The sequence below is a fragment of the Micromonospora sp. NPDC048169 genome (genome assembly GCF_040652815.1).
Classification (GTDB): domain Bacteria; phylum Actinomycetota; class Actinomycetes; order Mycobacteriales; family Micromonosporaceae; genus Micromonospora.
Genome location: NZ_JBEZMS010000026.1, coordinates 69,897 through 89,646, shown reverse-complemented (window position 1 = coordinate 89,646; position 19,750 = coordinate 69,897). Strand labels below are relative to the sequence as shown.

The 19,750-nt window shown below is 74.4% G+C and carries 24 protein-coding genes; 15 read left to right on the top strand and 9 right to left on the bottom strand.

Annotated elements, in window-relative coordinates; all coding sequences use genetic code 11:
• Window positions 1–134: 134 nt before the first annotated feature.
• On the bottom strand, window positions 135–899 hold the full coding sequence (locus tag AB0D28_RS21530) for a hypothetical protein (RefSeq protein ID WP_357388282.1): 765 nt from the start codon (window positions 897–899) through the stop codon (window positions 135–137).
• 94 nt (window positions 900–993) lie between these two features.
• Between AB0D28_RS21530 and AB0D28_RS21525 the strand changes: the two genes are divergently transcribed.
• Complete coding sequence (locus AB0D28_RS21525; RefSeq protein ID WP_357388280.1) at window positions 994–2,505, top strand: alpha/beta fold hydrolase; 1,512 nt, start codon at window positions 994–996, stop codon at window positions 2,503–2,505.
• Window positions 2,506–2,515: 10 nt separating this feature from the next.
• Here AB0D28_RS21525 and AB0D28_RS21520 read toward each other — a convergent pair whose 3' ends face one another.
• On the bottom strand, window positions 2,516–2,998 hold the full coding sequence (locus tag AB0D28_RS21520; RefSeq protein ID WP_357388278.1) for a DUF6232 family protein: 483 nt from the start codon (window positions 2,996–2,998) through the stop codon (window positions 2,516–2,518).
• 58 nt (window positions 2,999–3,056) lie between these two features.
• Here AB0D28_RS21520 and AB0D28_RS21515 point away from each other — a divergent pair, with 58 nt between their 5' ends.
• Entirely contained in the window at window positions 3,057–3,488 is a 432-nt protein-coding gene (locus AB0D28_RS21515; protein ID WP_357388276.1) for a nuclear transport factor 2 family protein, read from the top strand.
• Here the strand turns inward: AB0D28_RS21515 and AB0D28_RS21510 are convergent.
• Window positions 3,434–3,967, bottom strand: coding sequence for a DUF6232 family protein (locus AB0D28_RS21510; protein ID WP_357388274.1), 534 nt, complete (start codon window positions 3,965–3,967; stop codon window positions 3,434–3,436). The two genes, AB0D28_RS21515 and AB0D28_RS21510, sit on opposite strands and share 55 nt — an antisense overlap.
• Window positions 3,968–4,100: 133 nt before the next feature.
• Between AB0D28_RS21510 and AB0D28_RS21505 the strand changes: the two genes are divergently transcribed.
• Complete coding sequence (locus AB0D28_RS21505; protein ID WP_357388272.1) at window positions 4,101–4,874, top strand: enoyl-CoA hydratase-related protein; 774 nt, start codon at window positions 4,101–4,103, stop codon at window positions 4,872–4,874.
• A gap of 70 nt (window positions 4,875–4,944) precedes the next feature.
• On the top strand, window positions 4,945–6,567 hold the full coding sequence (locus AB0D28_RS21500; RefSeq protein WP_357388270.1) for an acetolactate synthase: 1,623 nt from the start codon (window positions 4,945–4,947) through the stop codon (window positions 6,565–6,567).
• A gap of 55 nt (window positions 6,568–6,622) precedes the next feature.
• Here AB0D28_RS21500 and AB0D28_RS21495 read toward each other — a convergent pair whose 3' ends face one another.
• From AB0D28_RS21495 to AB0D28_RS21485, 3 genes are read right to left on the bottom strand one after another with little or no spacing between them, the layout of a single operon-like run.
• Window positions 6,623–7,021, bottom strand: coding sequence for a PLD nuclease N-terminal domain-containing protein (locus tag AB0D28_RS21495; protein WP_357388268.1), 399 nt, complete (start codon window positions 7,019–7,021; stop codon window positions 6,623–6,625).
• 26 nt (window positions 7,022–7,047) lie between these two features.
• On the bottom strand, window positions 7,048–7,347 hold the full coding sequence (locus AB0D28_RS21490; RefSeq protein WP_357388266.1) for a DUF202 domain-containing protein: 300 nt from the start codon (window positions 7,345–7,347) through the stop codon (window positions 7,048–7,050).
• Window positions 7,344–7,730, bottom strand: coding sequence for a DUF202 domain-containing protein (locus AB0D28_RS21485; RefSeq protein WP_357388264.1), 387 nt, complete (start codon window positions 7,728–7,730; stop codon window positions 7,344–7,346). The genes AB0D28_RS21490 and AB0D28_RS21485 overlap by 4 nt, the downstream gene beginning before the upstream one ends.
• Window positions 7,731–7,771: 41 nt before the next feature.
• On the opposite strand from AB0D28_RS21485, the gene AB0D28_RS21480 reads away from it, so the two are divergent.
• The 4 genes from AB0D28_RS21480 to AB0D28_RS21465 all read left to right on the top strand — a co-directional run bounded on the left by AB0D28_RS21480 (window position 7,772) and on the right by AB0D28_RS21465 (window position 10,904).
• The gene (locus AB0D28_RS21480) at window positions 7,772–8,569 is read left to right on the top strand and encodes a GNAT family N-acetyltransferase (RefSeq protein WP_357388262.1); all 798 of its coding nucleotides are present in this window, start codon (window positions 7,772–7,774) and stop codon (window positions 8,567–8,569) included.
• A gap of 2 nt (window positions 8,570–8,571) precedes the next feature.
• Window positions 8,572–8,976 carry a hypothetical protein gene (locus tag AB0D28_RS21475; protein ID WP_357388260.1) on the top strand — a complete coding sequence of 135 codons (405 nt, stop codon included), beginning with the start codon at window positions 8,572–8,574 and terminating at the stop codon, window positions 8,974–8,976.
• A gap of 176 nt (window positions 8,977–9,152) precedes the next feature.
• A complete protein-coding gene (locus AB0D28_RS21470; RefSeq protein ID WP_120571331.1) occupies window positions 9,153–9,932 on the top strand; it encodes an electron transfer flavoprotein subunit beta/FixA family protein in 780 nt (259 codons plus the stop codon).
• 12 nt (window positions 9,933–9,944) lie between these two features.
• A complete protein-coding gene (locus tag AB0D28_RS21465; protein ID WP_013474293.1) occupies window positions 9,945–10,904 on the top strand; it encodes an electron transfer flavoprotein subunit alpha/FixB family protein in 960 nt (319 codons plus the stop codon).
• A gap of 98 nt (window positions 10,905–11,002) precedes the next feature.
• Here AB0D28_RS21465 and AB0D28_RS21460 read toward each other — a convergent pair whose 3' ends face one another.
• Both AB0D28_RS21460 and AB0D28_RS21455 read right to left on the bottom strand, forming a co-directional pair.
• The gene (locus tag AB0D28_RS21460; protein ID WP_357388257.1) at window positions 11,003–11,773 is read right to left on the bottom strand and encodes an anti-sigma factor; all 771 of its coding nucleotides are present in this window, start codon (window positions 11,771–11,773) and stop codon (window positions 11,003–11,005) included.
• A complete protein-coding gene (locus AB0D28_RS21455) occupies window positions 11,727–12,332 on the bottom strand; it encodes a sigma-70 family RNA polymerase sigma factor (protein WP_357388255.1) in 606 nt (201 codons plus the stop codon). The genes AB0D28_RS21460 and AB0D28_RS21455 overlap by 47 nt, the downstream gene beginning before the upstream one ends.
• Window positions 12,333–12,572: 240 nt before the next feature.
• On the opposite strand from AB0D28_RS21455, the gene AB0D28_RS21450 reads away from it, so the two are divergent.
• The 7 genes from AB0D28_RS21450 (at window position 12,573) to AB0D28_RS21420 (ending at window position 18,967) form a co-directional block, all read left to right on the top strand.
• Entirely contained in the window at window positions 12,573–13,406 is an 834-nt protein-coding gene (locus AB0D28_RS21450; RefSeq protein WP_357388253.1) for a DUF4397 domain-containing protein, read from the top strand.
• Complete coding sequence (locus AB0D28_RS21445; protein WP_357388251.1) at window positions 13,403–14,074, top strand: class F sortase; 672 nt, start codon at window positions 13,403–13,405, stop codon at window positions 14,072–14,074. Before AB0D28_RS21450 ends, AB0D28_RS21445 begins: the two co-directional genes overlap by 4 nt.
• 98 nt (window positions 14,075–14,172) lie before the next feature.
• The gene (locus AB0D28_RS21440) at window positions 14,173–15,348 is read left to right on the top strand and encodes a cysteine desulfurase family protein (protein ID WP_357388249.1); all 1,176 of its coding nucleotides are present in this window, start codon (window positions 14,173–14,175) and stop codon (window positions 15,346–15,348) included.
• Between the two features lie 37 nt (window positions 15,349–15,385).
• Complete coding sequence (gene mnmA / locus AB0D28_RS21435) at window positions 15,386–16,462, top strand: tRNA 2-thiouridine(34) synthase MnmA (protein WP_357388247.1); 1,077 nt, start codon at window positions 15,386–15,388, stop codon at window positions 16,460–16,462.
• A gap of 30 nt (window positions 16,463–16,492) precedes the next feature.
• Entirely contained in the window at window positions 16,493–17,497 is a 1,005-nt protein-coding gene (locus tag AB0D28_RS21430; RefSeq protein WP_357388245.1) for a methionine synthase, read from the top strand.
• Window positions 17,498–17,534: 37 nt separating this feature from the next.
• Window positions 17,535–17,903, top strand: coding sequence for a VOC family protein (locus AB0D28_RS21425; RefSeq protein WP_210898758.1), 369 nt, complete (start codon window positions 17,535–17,537; stop codon window positions 17,901–17,903).
• 26 nt (window positions 17,904–17,929) lie between these two features.
• Entirely contained in the window at window positions 17,930–18,967 is a 1,038-nt protein-coding gene (locus AB0D28_RS21420) for an ADP-ribosylglycohydrolase family protein (protein WP_357388243.1), read from the top strand.
• 123 nt (window positions 18,968–19,090) lie between these two features.
• On the opposite strand, the gene AB0D28_RS21415 is transcribed toward AB0D28_RS21420, so the two are convergent.
• Window positions 19,091–19,717 (bottom strand): type II toxin-antitoxin system PemK/MazF family toxin, encoded by a 627-nt coding sequence (locus AB0D28_RS21415; RefSeq protein WP_357388241.1) that lies wholly within the window; start codon window positions 19,715–19,717, stop codon window positions 19,091–19,093.
• Window positions 19,718–19,750: the final 33 nt, after the last annotated feature.

The window sequence follows — 19,750 nt, the reverse complement described above, 5'->3', positions numbered from 1 at the left end:
GGGAAATCCGCGACGACATCCACGAAGCCTTCCTCAGCCTCGCCTGCGCCCTCATCTGCTGGCGCCAACTCCAACGTTAGGAGTTCTAAGAAGGGTCCCTTCCTCTACCGGAGGCGTTAAGAAGGGGCCCTTCCTTACACCTCGTCGGTGCGGCGCTCGCCGCGACGGCGCAGCATGCCGAGCCCGGGGATGCCGGCGACCGCGAGCTTGAGGTCGCGTGTGACGTCCAGCAGGTCGTGCAGGTCCGGGCCGACCCGGTCGAGCGTGGCCAGGATCGGCAGCACGTCCGAGGTCAGGTGCTGCTTGAGCTTCGGCAGCTCGTCGACGAGCCGGATCGCGGCGGTGACCTCCTCCGGGCTGAGCTGCTCCACGAAACGCGCCGCCATCGGCGCGGCCCGGCGCAGCGTCGCCTCGTACGCGGACAGCAGCTCGTTCGCGACGCCGGTCGCCTTCTCGGCGGTGGCGAGGGTGCCCGCCGCCCGCGCGGTCACCGTCTCCGCCTCGGTCACCACACCGGCCGCGCTGCGGGCCACCCGGTCGGCCTCGCCGACCACTGTGGCCGCCGCCTCGGAGACCCGCTGCGCCTCGCCGACCACGACAGTCGCGGCGGCGGCCACCTCGGTCGCCGTGTCGATCGCCGCGGTGGCGGCGGCGCTGATCACCGCCACCTCGCGGACCGCCGTCTCGGCGTCGGTGAGCACCCGGTCGGTGCGGTCGAGCGTGCCCTCGATCCGGTCCACCACCCCGTTGATCCGCCGCAGCAGCGCCTCCACCTCGTCGAGCACGGCGAACGCGCGGGCGGGCACCGCCGCGAACGCGCCGGCCGAGCCGAGCGCCTGGTCCACTGCGGTACGGGTGAGGCCGAGCACGGCGCCGGGCCGGGGAAGAGGGATCGCCATGGCATCCAGTGTGCGGCGTCGGGGCCAGTGCCGCCCGGCGGCGGCGAGGCGGCGAAGGTCACGCCGGACCCTCGGCGGAGCGTAGGGTGCCGGCATGCCCACCCCCGGCCCGGCGTCGCGGCGACTGCTCGCCTGCGGCGTGGTCGCGCTGCTCGCCGTCCTCCTCGGCGCGCTGCTCCTGGCCCGCGCCGACGCCGGCCTGAGCACCGGGCGGGCGACGGTGGCCGGGGTGCCGCTGACCGAGGTCCGGGCGGACGGGGTGGGCGGTGACCGGCGGCCCGGGGTGGTGATCGCGCACGGCTTCGCCGGGTCCGCCCGGCTGATGCGGCCGATCGCCGACTCGGTGGCCCGCCAGGGCGGGATCGCGGTGCTGCTCGACTTCGCCGGCCACGGCGCCAGCCGATCCCGGCTGCCGGGCGCCGGGCGGGACGACGAACGCACCCGGGCGCTGCTGCGGCACGACCTGGACGTCGCCGTCGCGTGGCTGCGCGGGCGTCCCGGCGTCGACCCGGACCGGATCGTCCTGGTCGGGCACTCGATGGGCGCCGGTGCGGTCACCCGGTACGCGGTGGCGCATCCGGAGATCGACCGGACCGTGGCGATCTCGCTGCCCGACGGCGGCGACGTGCCGGCCGGGTGGCCGGGGAGGCTGACGCTCGTGGTGGGCGGGCTGGAGTTCGCCGGGTTCCGCCAGGCGGTCGACGAGGCGACGCGGGACGCGCCACCGGGCACCCGCACGCGGGTGGTGGCACCCGGCACCGAGCACGTGTCGGTGCTGTTCGCGCCGCGTACCCACGTCGCGGTGCTGGACGCGCTTCCGCGTCGTACCGGCGGTCCGTCGCCGGCCCCGACGACCCGGCCGGGTGCCGCAGCCCTGCTGCTGGCCGGGCTCGCGCTGGGCTTCGTGCCGCTGGCGGCGCTGCTGCCGCGCCGGACCGTGGCGGGTGCCGGCGGTCCGCGCGCCGGCGCGGGTGACGGCCCGGACACCGGCCGGTGGCTCGCCGCGACGGTGGCGGCGGCCGGGCTGGCCGCGGTGCTGGCCGCGCTCCTGCCGACCGCTCGGCTGCCGCTCGCCGTGGGCGGATACGTCGCGGTGTTCCTGCTGCTCACCGGCGTGCTGCTGGCCGCCGCGCGGCACCTCGTGCGCCCCGCACGGCCCGTCGCGCGGCCACCGGCGGACGCGAGCGCCGCAAGAATCACCGTGGTCGCCGTCGTGCTCCTCGGGTACGCGGTGCTCGCCGTCGCGTTGCCGATTCATCTGGGTCTCACCTCGTCCGTGCCGGTCGGGGCCCGGTGGTGGCTGCTGCCGCTGGTGACGCTCTGCTGCCTGGTCTTCCTGCTCGGTGCGCAGCGGCTCGTCGACGGCGACGGCGTCCGCTACGCGGCCACCTGCGGGATCGCCGTGCTGGTGCTGGCCGTCGCGGCGGTGCTCGGACTGGCGCCCGGGTTCGTGCTGCTGGTGGTGCCGCTGTTCGCGGCGCTGGTGGCCTGGCAGGCGGCCTGGGCCGCGGTGCTGCGCCGCCGGGCGGCGCCGTGGTGGCTGCCGCCGCTGGTCGGGGCGGTGGTGCTGGCCTGGCCGATGGCGACCACGCTGCCGCTGGCCTGACCGACGCCGTCTATCTGCTGTCGGTCTGCTGCTCCACGGCGCGTTGCACGGCCCGGTAGATCTGCCCGAACCGCAGCGCGTCCGGCGTACGGACCAGCATCGTCTCCCGGCCGTGGTGCTGCACCCAGAGTTCGTGCACCCGGTTGCCGCGTTCGTAGGAGCGGTCCAGCCAGCCGAGCGGCACTTCCAGGAACGGGGTGAGTGCCAGGCCCACCACCACGAACGCGGCCAGGATGATCAGGGCCAGTTTCCACTCGCCCCGGTCCTGCGCGGACCAGGCCAGCGAGAGCACGCAGACCACGGCGACCAGTGGTGGCAGCGACAGCAGCAGGACCAGCACGCCCCGGCCCAGCACCCGTCCCCGGACGGCGAGTGTGGTGGTGCCGCGCGCGTGCCAGACGTAGGTGACGTCGGCGAGCGCGACGACCTGCCCGCCCGCGTGGATCGCCTCCGAGGTGACCTGCACGGCGTCGTCCCGGTAATAGAGGACCATGAATCAGCCTAACCGCGCGTGTCGATGCCGGCGACGCGTGCGCCGTAGGCTGCTGGGCATGACGGACCGGAACGGGGCCGGAACCGGCGGCGACGAGCAGGCGCGCAACGTCGAGGTGGTCAAGCGCTACCTGCGCACCTTCGTCACGAAGGACCTCGCCGAACTGGCCGAGGTGGTCGACGAGGACGTGGAGATCTACGGATCCGGCACGGCGGTACGCGGCCGGCGCTATCCCGAGGCCGCCGTCTCCTCACCCGGCCTGACCGTGCTCGACCAGGAGATCCGGGAGATCTTCGCGGCCGGGGACCGGGTGGTGGTGTCGCTGGCGCAGACGTACCGGCGGGACGCGACAGGGGCGACCACGGTGCAGAGCGCCTGCAAGATGTACCGCCTGGCCGGTGGCCGGATCGTGCAGTTCTGGGGGGAGCAGGACACCTACGGCCTGCTGCGCGGGCTCGGCCTGCTGCCGGACGGGCCGATCACGTTCTGACCGGAGGCGGGGCGACCCGGCGCGGCGGGCAGGCTCTCCATGGCGCGCTGCACCGCCCGGTAGATCTGCCCGAAGCGCATCGCGTCGCGGGTGTGCAGCAGCCGCACCGTCTGACCCCGCCACTGGGCCCACATCTCCATCTCCCGGCTGCCCCGGGCGTAGGAGCGGTCCAGGTGCTCGAAGAGGAAGTCGGCGAGCGGCCCGACGGCGAGGCCGACCAGTACCGAGACGCCCACGATGGCGATGGTGACCACCGCCGAGCGTTGCAGCCACACGGCCAGCCCGATGCCCAGCACGGCGGTCACCAGCGGCCCGGCGAGCGCGGCGCCGATCGCGCCGCGGCCGGCGAGCACCCGCCAGGACCGGTCGCCCTGCCGGTGCCACACGGTGGCCAGCTCGGCCAGCGGGTAGCTGCGCCCGTCCACCCGTACCGCGGTGGAGGTGACCTGGACGGAACGGTCGTCGTAGTAGGTGATCATGGCCTCACTCCCGGTGGCGGGCCGGCGGCGACTGCGGCGCGGCGACCTGGGGAGTCGCCGACACCACACTGTCTACCCCAACGAGGCGAGTCGTAAGGTTGGCACGCGACTTCGACGAGGAAGTGAGGGCAGCGTGGGCGAGTTCGTCAGGCTGGAAGTGAAGGACGGCATCGGCACCATCCGGCTGGAGCGGCCGCCGATGAACGCGCTCAACACCCAGGTGCAGGAGGAGTTGCGCGCCGCCGCCGCGGCGGCCACCGCCGACGCCGAGGTCCGCGCCGTCATCGTGTACGGCGGCGAGAAGGTCTTCGCGGCCGGCGCGGACATCAAGGAGATGGCCGACATGTCCTACGTGGACATGGCGGGGCGCGCCGCCGACCTGTCCAGCGCGCTCGGCGCGATCTCCCGCATCCCCAAGCCGGTCGTCGCCGCGATCACCGGCTACGCGCTCGGCGGCGGCTGCGAGCTGGCGCTGGCCTGCGACTGGCGGATCGTCGCCGAGGACGCCAAGCTCGGCCAGCCGGAGATCAAGCTCGGCATCATTCCGGGCGCCGGCGGCACCCAGCGGCTGGCCCGCCTGGTCGGCCCGGCCCGCGCCAAGGACCTGATCATGACCGGGCGGATGGTCGACGCCGCCGAGGCACTGCGGATCGGCCTGGCCGACCGGGTGGTCCCGGCCGCCGAGGTCTACGACGCCGCGGTGGCGTACGTGAAGCCGTTCCTGACCGGGCCGGCGCAGGCGCTGCGCGCGGCGAAGGCGGCCGTGGACGCGGGTCTGGACATGGACCTCACCTCGGGCCTGGCCTGGGAGAGCCAGCTCTTCGCGGCGCTGTTCGCCACCGACGACCGGCGCGAGGGCATGGCCGCGTTCGTGGAGAAGCGCAAGCCGGGCTTCACCGGCCGCTGACGCGAGAGGTGTTCACATCCGCGCTACCGGCCAGTAGCGTGACCCCGGTCGGTCGATGAAGGGGAATGGCATGACGGAACGGGTCGAGGGCCACGGCGGCGATCTGGCGCTCGCGGCACTACGCGCGCACGGCGTACGGGAGATGTTCACGCTCTCCGGCGGGCACGTCTTCCCGCTCTACGACGCCGCGCACAAGGCGGGCTTCCCCCTCTACGACGTGCGGCACGAGCAGTCCGCCGTGTTCGCCGCCGAGGCGGTGGCAAAGCTCCAGCGCCGCCCCGGCCTGGCCGTGCTCACCGCCGGCCCCGGCGTCACGAACGGCGTCTCCGGCCTGACGAGCGCGTTCTTCAACGCCTCGCCGGTGCTGGTGCTCGGCGGCCGGGCCCCGCAGTTCCGCTGGGGCTCGGGCAGCCTCCAGGAGATGGACCACCTGCCGCTGGTCGCGCCGGTCACCAAGCACGCCGAGACGGTGTTCAGCGCCGACGACATCCCGCGCGCGGTCTCGGCGGCACTGACCACCGCGCTCACCCCGCACCGCGGCCCGGTGTTCCTGGACTTCCCGCTGGAGGCGGTCTTCTCCGTCGGCGACGCCGACCTGCCGGCGGTCACGCCGCCGGCGCCGATCGAGCCGGACCCGGACGAGGTGGCGAAGGCGGCCCGTCTGATCGCCGGCGCGTCCCGGCCGGTGATCATCGCCGGCTCCGACGTGTACGCGGGCGACGCGGTCGAGGCGCTTCGTGCCGCCGCCGAGTCGCTGCGGGTGCCGGTGTTCACGAACGGCATGGGCCGGGGCGCGCTGCCGCCGGAGCACCCGCTCGCCTTCGCCAAGGCCCGCCGGGTCGCGCTCAAGGGCGCCGACGTGGTCGTGGTGATCGGCACCCCGCTGGACTTCCGGCTCTCCTTCGGCGACTTCGGCGACGCCCAGGTCGTGCACGTCGTGGACGCGCCCAGCCAGCGGGCCGGGCACGTCCAGCCGGCCGCCGCGCCGGCCGGTGACCTGCGGCTGGTCCTCGGCGCGTTCGCCGACCACGCCGGTGACCGGGCCGACCACGCCGACTGGATCGCCGAGCTGCGGACCGCCGAGGACGCGGCGAAGGCCCGCGACGCCGAGGAGATGGCGGCCGAGACCGACCCGATCCGGCCGGCCCGGATCTACGGCGAGCTGCGCAAGGCGCTCGCGCCCGATGCCATCACCATCGGCGACGGCGGCGACTTCGTGTCGTACGCCGGGAGGTACCTGGAGCCGGCCCAGCCCGGCACCTGGCTCGACCCCGGCCCGTACGGGTGCCTCGGCACCGGCATGGGCTACGCCATGGGCGCCCGGGTCAGCCACCCGGACCGGCAGATCTGCGTGCTGATGGGCGACGGCGCGGCCGGCTTCTCGCTGATGGACGTGGAGTCGCTGGCCCGGCAGAAGCTGCCGGTGGTGATCGTGGTCGGCAACAACGGCATCTGGGGGCTGGAGAAGCACCCGATGCGGGCGATGTACGGCTACGACGTGGCCGCCGACCTCCAGCCGGGGCTGCGCTACGACAAGGTGGTCGAGGCGCTCGGCGGCGCGGGCGAGACGGTGGAGAAGGCCACCGACCTCGGGCCCGCGTTGGGGCGCGCGTTCGACTCGGGCGTGCCGTACCTGGTGAACGTGCTGACCGACCCGGCAGACGCGTACCCCCGCTCGTCGAACCTGGCCTGAACACGACGCGTGCGGGCCGTCGGCCGGGTGACCGGCGGGCGGCCCGCGGCGCGTGTCAGACCTCGGGGCGGTCCCTGTCGTCCGGGCGGCCGCGCAGCTCCTCCTCGCGGCGGCGCAGGTCCTTCTCCCACAGCCGCAGCCGTTCCTCGTCCTCGCGGCGGGACCGCTCGGCGAGCGAGGCGAGGAACTCCGGGTCGTCGTCGGGGGCGAGCGGGCGGCGAGCCGGAGCGGGGGTGCCGGCCGTGCCGGCGACGCCCGCGATCCCGGCCGGGCGTTCGCGGCCCACCAGGAACCAGGCGATCGAGCCGACCAGCGGGAAGAAGAGAATGATCAGCACCCAGATCATCCGGGGCAGCGCCTTGACCATCTCCTCGTCGGCGGAGAGGCAGCTGATCAGCGCGACGACGGCAAGGACGACCTGAGCCAGGAACAGCAGCACGAAGAGGCGGGGCATGCCCCATGATGGCTCACCCGGACACGTCAGTGCACCCCGCCGAGCACATGCGCCACGCCGAGCACCGCGAGTCCGGCCGCGCCGAGCGCGGTCAGCGGCACCGACCAGCTGTCGAGCCGGCGTGGCCCGGTGCCGGTGGCCCGGTGCCACGTCACCACCAGCACGGCGAGCCAGATCACCACCGCGACCCCGGTCAGTGCCGCGTCCACGGCCCGGCCGTGGAAAGCCGGCCGGAGCTGGAGCAGCAGCACCGCGGTGAGCGTGAGCAGTGTCCGCCGCCAGGCCAGCCGGGTGCGTTCGGGTTGCAGGCCGGGGTCGCGGGTCACCCCGCGCCGCCCAGCAGCACGGCCGCCACCAGCACCAGCGCGCCGACCGCGACGACGAGCGCCAGGACGGCCGGGAAGCGGGACGCGGGCAGCTCCTCGTTCAGCCGCATGGCGCGTTCGGTGCGTGCCCAGTGGTCGACCGCCCGGATCGAGACGGTCGCGCCGAGCAGCAGCAGCGCGACGGCGAGCGCCTCGCGCAGGTGGGCCAGGCGCAGCGGCGGGAGGAACTGCGCGGCGGCCAGCCCGCCCGCCACCAGCGCGAGACCCGTCCGCAGCCAGGCCAGGAACGTCCGTTCGTTCGCCAGCGAGAAGCGGTAGTCCGGCGGGGTGCCGACCGAACGCAGCTCACCCTGGTCGAACCAGCTCTTGATCGACTCCCACACGCTGCCGATTATCCGCTTTACCCCGCGCCTAGCCTGGGTGGATGACCGATCTTGACGCGCGCGGGCTGCGCGACGCCTACGACGCCCAGATCCGACCGGAGCTGCCGGACCCGCTGCCGGACGGTGTGACGGTGGAGCGGGACGGCCCGCTGTTCCGCGTGCTCGGCCTGGACCACCGTGGCTTCCTCACCTACCGGACGCTCGACGGCCTGGCCGGTGCCGAGCTGGACGCGCTGATCGCCCGGCAGGTCGAGTTCTTCCGGGCCCGGGGCGAGTCGGTCGAGTGGAAGCTCGCCGGTCACGACGAGCCGGCCGACCTGGGCGACCGGCTGCGCGCGGCCGGCTTCGTGCCGGAGGGCCAGGAGACGGTGGTGGTCGGCCCGGTCGCGCCGCTCGCCGCCGCCGTCCCGGTGCTCCCCGAGGGGGTACGCCTGCGCGAGGTCACCGGCCGGGCCGACCTGGAGCGGATCGCCGCCATGGAGGAGGAGGTCTGGCAGTCCGACCGCAGTCACCTGGTGTACGGGCTGGCCCGGGAGATCGAGGCCGACCCGCAGTCGATCACGATCGTGGTGGCGGAGGCGGGCGGGACGGTGGTCAGCGCCGGCTGGGTCCGCTACCAGCGCGGCACCGGCTTCGCCAGCCTCTGGGGCGGCTCGACGCTGCCGCGGTGGCGCCGGAAGGGCGTCTACCGGGCGCTGGTGGCGTACCGGGCGCGGCTGGCGCAGCAGCGTGGCAAGACGCTCCTGCAGGTGGACTGCTCCCCGGACAGCCGGCCCATCCTGGAGCGGCTCGGACTCGTTGCGGTCACCACCTCCACGCCGTACGTCTACACTCCGTGATCATGGAACGGTTGACGGCGGACGAGCGGCTCACCCTGAAGACCGGTGCGTTCGGGGCCGTGTTCCTGGTCTCCAACGCCGTACCCGGCGTGCTGGCCATGGTGCGGGAGAGCTTCGCCGCCTCGGGCGCGCTCGCCGAGGTGGGGGGCGTGGTCAAGGAGGCGCTGACCACCGGTCCGCTGCCGCAGATCCCCCGCGACTCGGCCCTGGAGGTCGAGTCGGTGGTGCTGCCCGCGCTCGGCCGGTCGGTGGAGATCCTGCGCACCAAGTCGCCGGGCGACGTCGAGACGTACCGCTCGGTGGTGCTGGCCGCGGCGGAGCGGGTGGCACTGGCGCACCGGGGGATCGAGCCGGCCGAGGCGGCGGCGATCGAGAAGATCCGGCAGGCGCTGAGCGAGGCGGCCTGACGGTCGTGAGTTGCGTCACTCCGGGCCGCCGGGGTGGGCATGCTACTTGCGGGTAACATTGCCTCGTGGGGAAGTGCACAGCAACCCGCGGTTGACCCACGTTGCGTCACGCGGGAGGCTGCGCCCGTGACCGGGCGAGTGATCGCTACACCAAACAGGAGGGTCGTCGAAGCGCGATGAACATCGTCGTACTCGTCAAGCAGGTGCCCGATTCGGGCGCGGACCGCAACCTGCGTTCTGACGACAACACCGTCGACCGCGGTTCGGCGAACAACGTCATCAACGAGATGGACGAGTACGCCATCGAGGAGGCGTTGAAGATCAAGGAGGCGCACGGCGGCGAGGTCACCATCCTGACCATGGGTCCGGACCGGGCGACCGAGTCGATCCGCAAGGCGCTCTCCATGGGCCCGGACAAGGCCGTCCACGTCGTCGACGACGCCCTGCACGGCTCCTGCGCGGTGGCCACCTCGAAGGTGCTGGCCGCCGCCCTCGGGCAGCTCAACGCCGACCTGGTCATCTGCGGCGCCGAGTCGACCGACGGCCGGGTCCAGGTCATGCCGCACATGATCGCCGAGCGGCTGGGCGTCGCCGCCCTGACCGGCGCGCGCAAGCTCACCGTCGACGGGGCGAACCTGACCGTCGAGCGGCAGACCGAGGAGGGCTACGAGGTGGTCACCGCCTCGACCCCGGCCGTGGTCTCCGTCTGGGACACCATCAACGAGCCGCGCTACCCGTCGTTCAAGGGCATCATGGCGGCCAAGAAGAAGCCGGTGCAGACGCTCTCCCTGGGCGACCTGGGCGTGGCCCCGGCCGAGGTGGGCTTCGACGGCGCCACCAGCGCCGTGGTCGAGCACTCCAAGCGCCCGCCGCGCTCCGGCGGCGAGAAGATCACCGACGAGGGCGAGGGCGGCGTGAAGCTGGTCGAGTTCCTCGCCACCGAGAAGTTCGTGTGAGAGGTCTGGGACATGTCTGAGGTTCTCGTCGTCGTCGAAGCCACGAAGGAATTCGGCGTCAAGAAGGTCACCCTGGAGATGCTCACCCTCGCCCGCGAGCTGGGCACCCCGAGCGCCGTCGTACTCGGTGGCGCCGGCGCCGCCGAGGCGCTGAGCGCCAAGCTGGGCGAGTACGGCGCGGAGAAGATCTACGCCGCCGAGGGTGAGGAGATCGACGGCTACCTGGTGGCCCCCAAGGCCACAGTGGTCGCCGAGCTGGTCAAGCGCGTCCAGCCGGCCGCCGTGCTGCTCGCCTCCTCGCAGGAGGGCAAGGAGATCGCCGCCCGCCTCGCGGTCAAGCTGGACAACGGCATCCTGACCGACGTGGTCGGCCTGGCCGCCGACGGCACCGCCACCCAGGTGGCGTTCGCCGGCTCCACCATCGTCAAGTCCAAGGTCACCAAGGGCCTGCCGCTGGTCACCGTCCGGCCGAACTCGCTCAACCCGGCCCCGGCCGCGGCCACCCCGGCGGTCGAGCAGCTCACCGTGTCGGTCACCGACGCGGACAAGCTCGCCAAGGTCGTCGAGCGGGTCGCCGAGCAGAAGGGCTCCCGCCCCGAGCTGACCGAGGCGTCGGTCGTCGTCTCCGGCGGTCGCGGTGTCGGCAACGCCGACAACTTCAAGCTGGTCGAGGAGATGGCCGACCTGCTCGGTGGCGCGGTCGGCGCGTCCCGCGCCGCGGTCGACTCCGGCTACTACCCGCACCAGTTCCAGGTCGGCCAGACCGGCAAGACGGTCTCCCCGCAGCTCTACGTCGCGCTGGGCATCTCCGGCGCGATCCAGCACCGGGCCGGCATGCAGACCTCGAAGACCATCGTCGCGGTGAACAAGGACGCCGAGGCGCCGATCTTCGAGCTGGCCGACTACGGCGTGGTCGGCGACCTGTTCAAGGTCGTCCCGCAGGCCGCCGAGGAGATCCGCAAGCGCAAGTGAGCGTCGCGTGCGAGAAGGCCGCCGCCCGGATCACCGGGCGGCGGCCTTTCCTCGTGGGGAGCTGATCGGCGGGCCGGGGAGCTGAGCCGGCCCGCCGATCAGCCCGTCAGGGTGCCCCTCAGCAGGCTGTCGCCGGAGTGACGGGCGTTGTTGTCGTACTGCTCCGCGCTGATGTCGACGACGGTGTAGGTGCGCAGGTCGATGTTGCCGGGGATCGGCAGGAGAGCGTCCCCCGAACCGTTGCTCAGCGTACCCACGGAGAGCATCTCCATCGTCTTCGGATCGATCAGCCAGACCTCGTAGTACCCCGGAACGCTCGGGAGATTCGCGACGTGCAGATGCAACCGGTTGTCGCCGAGCACCCGGGCGTCGCCGGAGGCGTCCTTCGGCGTCGACCCGAACGCCGCGAGCGGCGCGCTCGCCACCACCTGCGGCTGGGGATCGGCCTGCTCGCCGCCGCCGCCGAGCACCGCTGCGGTGCCGGCGACGCCGATCACCGCGGCGGCGGTGGCGGTGACCGCTGTGGTCGCCCAGGCGGGCCAGCGCCGGCTGCGGCGCGAACGACCTGCGACGGCGGGTACGGCGGCCCGCTCCACCGGGTCGGCCGGGCGCGGCAGGCGCCTGTCGGTCAGCGCCGGCAGTTCCTCGGCGGCCCGGATCTCGGCGACGATGCCCTGCCAGATGTGCTCCGGCGGGTCGGGCAGGTCGGCCAGGCCCTGGGTGCCCGCGCCGAGCCCGGCGACGTGCTGGAGCGTCTCCATCTCGCCCCGGCAGTGGTCGCAGGTGTCCAGATGGGTGGCCTCACCGTCAGCCGCCTCGCTCTCACCGAGCGCCAGAAAGACCAGCCGGTCGTGGTCCAGGTGCTGCACCGTCCACCTCCCATCTGCGTTTCAGGCTCTGCATGCCGCGTCTGATGTGACTCTTCACCGTGCCGAGCGGCACTCCGGTCACGGCCGCGATCTGCTGGTGTGTCAGGTCGTCGTAGAACGCCAGCTCCAGCATCCGGCGCTGGTCGTCGGGGAGCCGGGCCAGCTCGTCGGCGACCACCAGCCGGTCGACCACGGTGTCCGGGTCGGGGCCGGTGGAGACCGGCTCGGGCAGTTGCTTCACCGTCTCGACCACCCGGGTCTCCCGGGCCGCGGCCCGGATCCGGTCGACCACCTTGCGCCGCCCGATCCCGAGCAGCCAGCCGACCAGTGAGCCCTTCGCCGGGTCGAACGTCTCCCGGCCCAGCCAGGCGGCGACGAACGTCGCCTGGGTCACGTCCTCGGCGTCGCTGCGGTTCACGAGCGTCGTGGTGGCCAGGTGCAGCACCGCTCGGCCGAACCTGTCGTACGCCTCTCGCAGGGCGGCCTCGTCGCCGTCGCGGAACCGGACGGCGAGGTCGTCCTCGCCCGGCGGTTCGGGGCCCTGCCTCGCCGCCGTCACCGGGCGGCTCGCCTTCCGTGGGGCATGCCCGACTGTAACTCCCACAGCCCCCGCCCCACTCTCCCGGTGTGTCGGTCACGACCCTCGTCACCTCTCCTTCGTCGCCGGAGGGTCCGGCGGATGCGCCCGGAGACGGGAAAAAGAAATCCGATCCGGGCGCATCCGGGTGCGACGGAGCCGGCGTAACCCGTTCTGCAAGCCAGGCCTGACGAATCAGCATCAACCACCAGGAGGCAGACAATGCAGTACGCGATGTTCCGTCGGGTCGCCGCGGGCGGCGCGGTGGCCGCCCTCACCTTCGCCGGCGTCGGCGCGGCCACCATGAGCCCGGCCTACGCCGCCTCGTCGAAGGTCTCCGTGGTCCACGGCATCCCGGACACCCCTGTCGACGTGTACGTCAACGGCGAGAAGACGCTTGACAACTTCAAGCCCGGCGACGTCGCGGGCCCGCTCACCCTGCCCGAGGGGGAGTACGACATCGCCCTGACCAAGCCGGGTGAGGCGATCGACAAGGCGATCCTGAAGGTGGACGACGCCGAGGTGCCGGGCGGGGCGAACATCAGCCTCGCCGCGCACCTGAGCGCCGACGGCAAGCCGCGGATCACCCCGTTCGTCAACGACGTGTCCAAGGTGGGCGCCGGCAAGGCCCGGCTGATCGTCCGGCACACCGCCGCCGCCCCGGCCGTCGACGTGCGGGCCGGCGGCACGCCGGTCTTCGAGGACCTGACCAACCCGAAGGAGGCCAAGGCGGACGTGGCCGCCGGCTCGGTCAAGGCGGACGTGGTGCTCGCCGGCACCGACACCGTCGCCATCGGCCCGGCCGACCTGAACCTGAAGGAGGGCACCGCCACCATCGTCTACGCGATCGGCTCGGCCGAGGCAAAGAACCTGAGCGTGGTCGCCCAGACCATCAACGGCCTGCACTCGGCGCCGGGCGGCGTGCCCAGCGGCACCGGCGGTCAGGCCGGCACCGGCGTGGACACCTGGTGGTACGTGCTGGCCGGGGCCGGCGTCCTGCTCCTGGTCGGCGGCTCGGCGCGGGTGGCGGCAACCGCCCGGGCCGGTCGCCGGTGACGGTGCGCAACCGCGGGGCGCTGGCGGCGATGGCCGCCGGCGCCGCCGCGCTCACCCTGGCGGGTGTGGTGGCGTGCGGGTCCGGCAGCGCCGAGGACGTCGGTGGCGACGAGGTGACAGCGTTGTCCGGCGCCACGCCCACACCCACACCGGCCGCTGCGGCGAGCGGCGGCGGATCGGTCCCGGTGAACCCGGGCACGCTGCCCGCCGACAACGAGATCGTGCCGCCGGTGAAGCTGAGCATCCCGCCGATCCGGGTCACCGCCACTGTCAACCCGGTGGGCGTCAACGAGCGCACCGACGAGTTCGAGGTGCCGCCCAGCGTGGACCGGGTCGGCTGGTACCGCTACGGCCCGGGCCTGGAGGCCGGCGCCGGGTCGGTGGTGATCGCCGGGCACGTGGACAGCGCCGAGCAGGGCAAGGGGGCGTTCTTCCGGCTGCGTGAGCTGGACCAGGGGGACAAGCTCACCGCCACCGGCTCGGACGGCCGCGAGCGCGCCTACCGGGTGGTCGCCCGCGAGGAGTACCGGAAGTCGAAGATCCCGCTGGAGCGGTACTTCGCCCGCGACGGCAAGCCCCGCCTCACGCTCATCACCTGCGGCGGGCCGTTCGACGCGAAGACCCGCAGCTACCGGGACAACATCGTGGTCACGGCCGTTCCCGCGTGATCGTGGCCGTTCCCGCGTGAGCGGGCCGGACCGACTCGGGTGGGACGGGGCGGTCCGGCCCCCGGCTCCGGGTGCGCAGGCCGTTAGGCTGAACCGTGATGGCATACCTTGATCACGCGGCGACGACCCCGATGCTGGACGAGGCACTCGAGGCGTACGTCGCCGTCGCCCGCGAGGTCGGCAACGCGTCGTCGCTGCACGCGGCGGGACGCCGGGCCCGGCGCCGGGTGGAGGAGTCCCGTGAGCGGGTGGCGGCCGTGATGGGCGCCCGCCCCTCCGAGGTGATCTTCACCGGCGGCGGTACGGAGAGCGACAACCTCGCCGTGAAGGGCATCTTCTGGGCCCGTCGCGCCGACCGGGCCGAGCGGGTCCGGGTGGTCTCCAGCGCGGTCGAGCACCACGCCGTACTGGACGCGGTGGACTGGCTGGTCGAGCACGAGGGCGCGCAGGCCGGCCGGCTTCCGGTCGACGCCGCCGGGCGGCTCGATCCGGAACGGCTGCGCGCCGAGCTGGCCGAGCACGGCGAGCGCGTCGCTGTGGTCACCGCCATGTGGGCGAACAACGAGGTGGGCACCGTCCAGCCGGTGGCCGCGCTGGCCGCCGTCGCCGCCGAGCACGGTGTGCCGTTCCACACCGACGCCATCCAGGCGGTCGGGCAGGTGCCTGTCGACTTCGCCGCCAGCGGTGTGTCGGCGCTCACCGTGACCGGGCACAAGCTCGGCGGGCCGACCGGCGTGGGCGCGCTGCTGCTGGCCCGCGACGTGGCGGCCACCCCGCTGCTGCACGGCGGCGGCCAGGAGCGCGACGTGCGCTCCGGCACGCTCGACACGGCCGGCATCGTCGCGTTCGCTGTCGCCGTCGAGGCCGCGGTGAAAGGCCAGCAGGAGTACGCCGCACGCGTCGCCGCGCTCCGCGACGAGCTGGTCGAGCGGGTGCGGCAGGCGGTCCCCGAGGTGATCTTCAACGGTGACCCGGCCGACCGGCTCCCCGGCAACGCGCACTTCTCCTTCCCCGGCTGCGAGGGCGACGCGCTGCTGCTGCTGCTGGACGCCCAGGGCATCGCCTGCTCGACCGGCTCGGCCTGCTCGGCCGGCGTGGCCCAGCCCTCGCACGTGCTGCTGGCGATGGGCGCCGACGACGACCGGGCCCGGTCCTCGCTGCGCTTCACGCTCGGGCACACCAGCACCGGCGCGGACGTGGACGCGCTGATCGCCGCGCTGCCCGCCGCGGTGGAACGGGCCCGCCGCGCGGCCGCTCTGCGTACGCCCCGCTGACCCGGATACGCTCGGTGAGGACGAGGGGAGTGGGCCGGTGAGGGTTCTGGCGGCGATGTCGGGCGGGGTGGACTCCGCCGTCGCGGCGGCACGGGCGGTGGAGGCCGGGCACGACGTGACGGGCGTGCACCTGGCGCTGGCCCGCAACCCGCAGACGTACCGCACCGGCGCCCGGGGCTGCTGCACGCTTGAGGACTCCCGGGACGCCCGGCGGGCCGCCGACGTGCTCGGCATCCCGTTCTACGTCTGGGACATGGCCGACCGGTTCCACGAGGACGTGGTGGACGACTTCGTGGCCGAGTACGCCGCCGGGCGTACCCCGAATCCCTGCCTGCGCTGCAACGAGAAGATCAAGTTCGCCGCGGTGCTGGACCGGGCGGTCGCCCTGGGCTTCGACGCGGTGGTGACCGGCCACCACGCCCGGCTCGGCCCGGACGGCCTGCTGCGGCGCAGCGTCGACCTCGCCAAGGACCAGTCGTACGTGCTGGCGGTGCTGACCCGCGCGCAGCTCGACCGGTCGATCTTCCCGCTCGGCGACTCGACGAAGGCCGACGTGCGCGCGGAGGCCGCCCGGCGCGGCCTCGCCGTGGCCGGCAAGCCCGACTCGCACGACATCTGCTTCATCGCCGACGGCGACACCCGAGGCTTCCTCGCCGAGCGCCTCGGCGAGGCCCCGGGGCAGGTGGTGGACGCGCTCACCGGCGCGGTGGTGGGCAGCCACAGCGGCGCCTACCAGTACACCGTCGGGCAGCGGCGCGGGCTGCACCTGGACCGCCCGGCGCCGGACGGCCGGCCGCGCTACGTCCTGTCGATCACCCCGACCACGAACACGGTGACGGTCGGCCCGGCCGAGGCGCTGGAGGTCTCCGACGTGCGCGCCGTCCGCCCGGTGTGGACCGGCGGGCCGTGCCCGGAGGGGCCGGTCGAGTGCGAGGTGCAGCTGCGGGCCCACGGCGACGTGGTGCCGGCCGCCGTCGAGGTGGACGCCGACGGCCTGCGCGCGTCGCTGCGCCGCCCGGTCCGGGGTGTCGCCGCCGGTCAGGCGATCGTGGCCTACCGGCCGGACCCGGCCGGCGACGTGGTGCTCGGCTCCGCCACCATCACCGCTGCCTGACCGGCGACGGGCAGCGGATAGGCTGCGGCGGTGACTGAGCAGGCGTGGCCCTGGCCCACCGGTGCGGCGACGGGGATCGGGTCGCTGCCCGGCACCGACATCGCCGAGGCGCAGCGCATCGTGCTCGGCGAGCTGCCCGCCCTCCCGCACCTGCCCGAGCTGCCCGCCCGGGGGCCGGGCGCGGACCTCGTCGGCCGCACCGCCGGCCTGCTGGTCGAACTGCCTGTCGAGTTGTACGCGGCCCGCTGGCGGATCGCCCCGCGCCCCGGCCGGGATCTGCGCCGCGCCCGCGACCTGATGGAACGCGATCTCGACCAGCTCGCCGAGCAGGCCGAGGAGTACGCCGGCCCGGTGAAGGTCCAGGCCGCCGGCCCGTTCACCCTGGCCGCCGCGCTGGAGCTGCCGATCGGCGGACGCATGCTGCGCGACCCGGGCGCGGTACGCGACCTCGCCGGCTCGCTCGGCGAAGGGCTGCGCAGGCACGTCGACGCGGTGACCCGGCGGCTGCCCCGCGCCTCGGTGCTGCTCCAGCTCGACGAGCCGTCCCTGCCGGCGGTGCTGGCCGGCCGGGTGCCCACCGAGAGCGGCTTCGGCACCCACCGCCCGGTCGAGACGGAGGTGGCGCGGGCGCTGCTGCGCGACGTGATCGAGGCGGCCGGCGTACCGGCGCTGGTGCACTGCTGCGCGCCGGACGTACCGCTGGACCTGATCCGCTCCGCCGGCGCGGTGGGCGTCGCGCTCGACCTGTCGCTCGTGACCGAGCTCGACCCGCTCGGCGAGGCGATCGACGCCGGGCTCGGTCTGCTCGCAGGCGCCGCGCCGACGCTGCCGCCGGCCTCCGGCCGGGCGCCGACGTCGGCCGAGGTCGCCGACCGGGTCCGCCGGGTCTGGGACCGGCTCGGCTTCCCCCGCCGCCGGCTGGCCGAGCAGGTGGTGGTCACCCCCGCGTGCGGCCTGGCCGGTGCCACCCCGGGGTACGCCCGCGCGGTGCTGACCGCCTGCCGCGACGCGGGCCGGCGTCTCGCCGAGGACTGACGTTTTTCCGTCGTACCCGCCGGGCACGATGACCGGCATGATTGGACGACTGCGTTCCACAGTGATCGACTGCCCCGATCCGCGTGCGCTCGCCGCCTTCTACGCCGAGCTGCTCGGCCTGCCCGTGGTGGAGGAGAACTCCGACGGCGACGAGTGGGTGGTGCTCGGCGGCCCGCCCGGGCACCAGCCGCGGGTGGCCTTCCAGAAGGCGCCCGGCCTGCGCGCCCCCGACTGGCCCGACCCGGCCCGGCCGCAGCAGCTCCACCTGGACGTGACTGTCGACGACATCGAGGCGGCCGAGAAGGCGGCGCTGGCGCTGGGCGCGCGGCGGCTGCCCGGCGAGGGGGAGGGCTTCCGGGTCTACGCCGACCCGGCCGGCCACCCGTTCTGCCTCTGCTGGGACTGATCTTCCGCGACTTGCGCGGCGGAGGCATGATCACCGGCGTGACCGCCTCCACCGCCACCGGCCGCGCCGCCGGTTCGCTGTTCGGCCTGGCCTACGGCGACGCCCTGGGCAAGCCCACCGAGTTCCTCACCGTCACCGAGATCGTCCGGCGCTACGGTCCGGCCGGTCCGCGCGAGCTGACCGGCGATCCGGCCCTGGTCACCGACGACACCCAGATGGCGTTGGCCGTGGCGTGGGCGCTGCACGACGCGCCCGCGTACACGGCCGGGGCGGTGGAGCCGCTGCTGCGGCAGCGCTTCGTCGACTGGTCGGTCAGCCCGGAGAACAACCGTGCCCCCGGCATGACCTGCCTGCGGGCCTGCGCCGAACTGGCCCGGGGCACCCGCTGGCAGGAGGCCACAGTGGCGGGCTCGAAGGGCTGCGGTGCGAACATGCGTGTCACCCCGGTCGGGCTGCTCGACGTCGACCTGGACACCATGGCCGGGCTGGCCCAGCTCCAGGCCGGTCTCACCCACGGCCACCCGACCGGGCTGGCGGCCAGCGAGCTGACCGCGTACGCGGTCCGGCTGCTGCGCGACGGCGCGGCGCTGCCGGAGCTGCCGGGCCTGCTCACCGAGCGGGCCCGGGAGCAGCGCACCGTCTACCGGGACGACTGGCTCGGTGACCTGTGGCAGCGGTCTGGCGAGAGCAGCGCGGCCGGGTTCGTCGCCCAGGGCTGGGACGACTGCCTGCACGTGCTGGGCCGGCTGGAGGCGGCGCTGGCCCGCCCGGACGACGGCGGCGACCCGTGCCGGTTCACCGGCGAGGGCTGGATCGCCGAGGAGGCGCTGGCCACCGCGCTGCTCTGCGCGCTGCGCCACAGCGACGACCCGGTCGGCGCGCTGGCCCGGGGCGCCACCACCGCCGGTGACTCGGACTCCATCGCCGCGCTGGCCGGCGCGTTCGTCGGGGCCGCGTACGGCACGGCCGCCTGGCCTGCCGGATGGGCCGGCCGGATCGAGTACGCGGGCCAGCTCACCGCGCTCGCCGCCGCGTTCGAGGGGGATACGCCCGGCGCGGGGTGACACGGCGGCGATCGGGGGGATCGCCCGCGTGGCGCGCAACCGGTCCGGGTTCCGGCAGTCGTCGACCGACACGGCGGTTTGCCCGGGTTCGTCGCGGGTGCGGCCGGGCCGGGGGCGGCTCGCTCAGCCGGTGAGGTGGCTCAGCCGACGCACACCCCGCCACAGGTCCGGGTCGCAGGTGCCGGCCCGGTCGGCGAACGCGTCGAGCGGCACCGGGATCGGCTCGCTGACGTCGAGGAAGCTGTCGTGGTCGGCGTCCGGATCCCAGTCCCGGGTCGGGATCGGCAGGTGGTCGTCCCGATCCGACTTGTCCTGGCTGGTGATCTTCAATACCTCGGCGTCCCCGCCGTCGACCCGCAGCACCAGGCAGGGGCGCACCTTCGAGCCGGTCCCGTCGGCGTAGGGCACGTCGGCCCACCAGATCTCCCCGGGCCGGGGCTCGTCCCGGTCCGTCCGCCCGGCCGCACGTGGCCGCGGCGGCGCCGCGGTGCGGTCACCACGTGACCCGGCGCCGGCCCGGTCGCCGCGACGCGCGCCGCCGGGCCGTCCACCACCGGGCCGGTCGGTGCCGGTCCGACCGCCGCCCGGTCCGCCGGTCCGGCTGCCACGACCGGTGCCCGGCCGCCGCCCGTCGGACCGGCCACGTGTCCCGGCGGCGCGTTCGGCCGCCCGGCGGCGCCACTCGTTCCACAACCAGCCCGCCGCGACACAGGCCACGATCACCAGCGCCCAGATCACCCCGTCGCGCATCCGCCGCCCGCCTCCCGACCGTTGCCGCCCAGT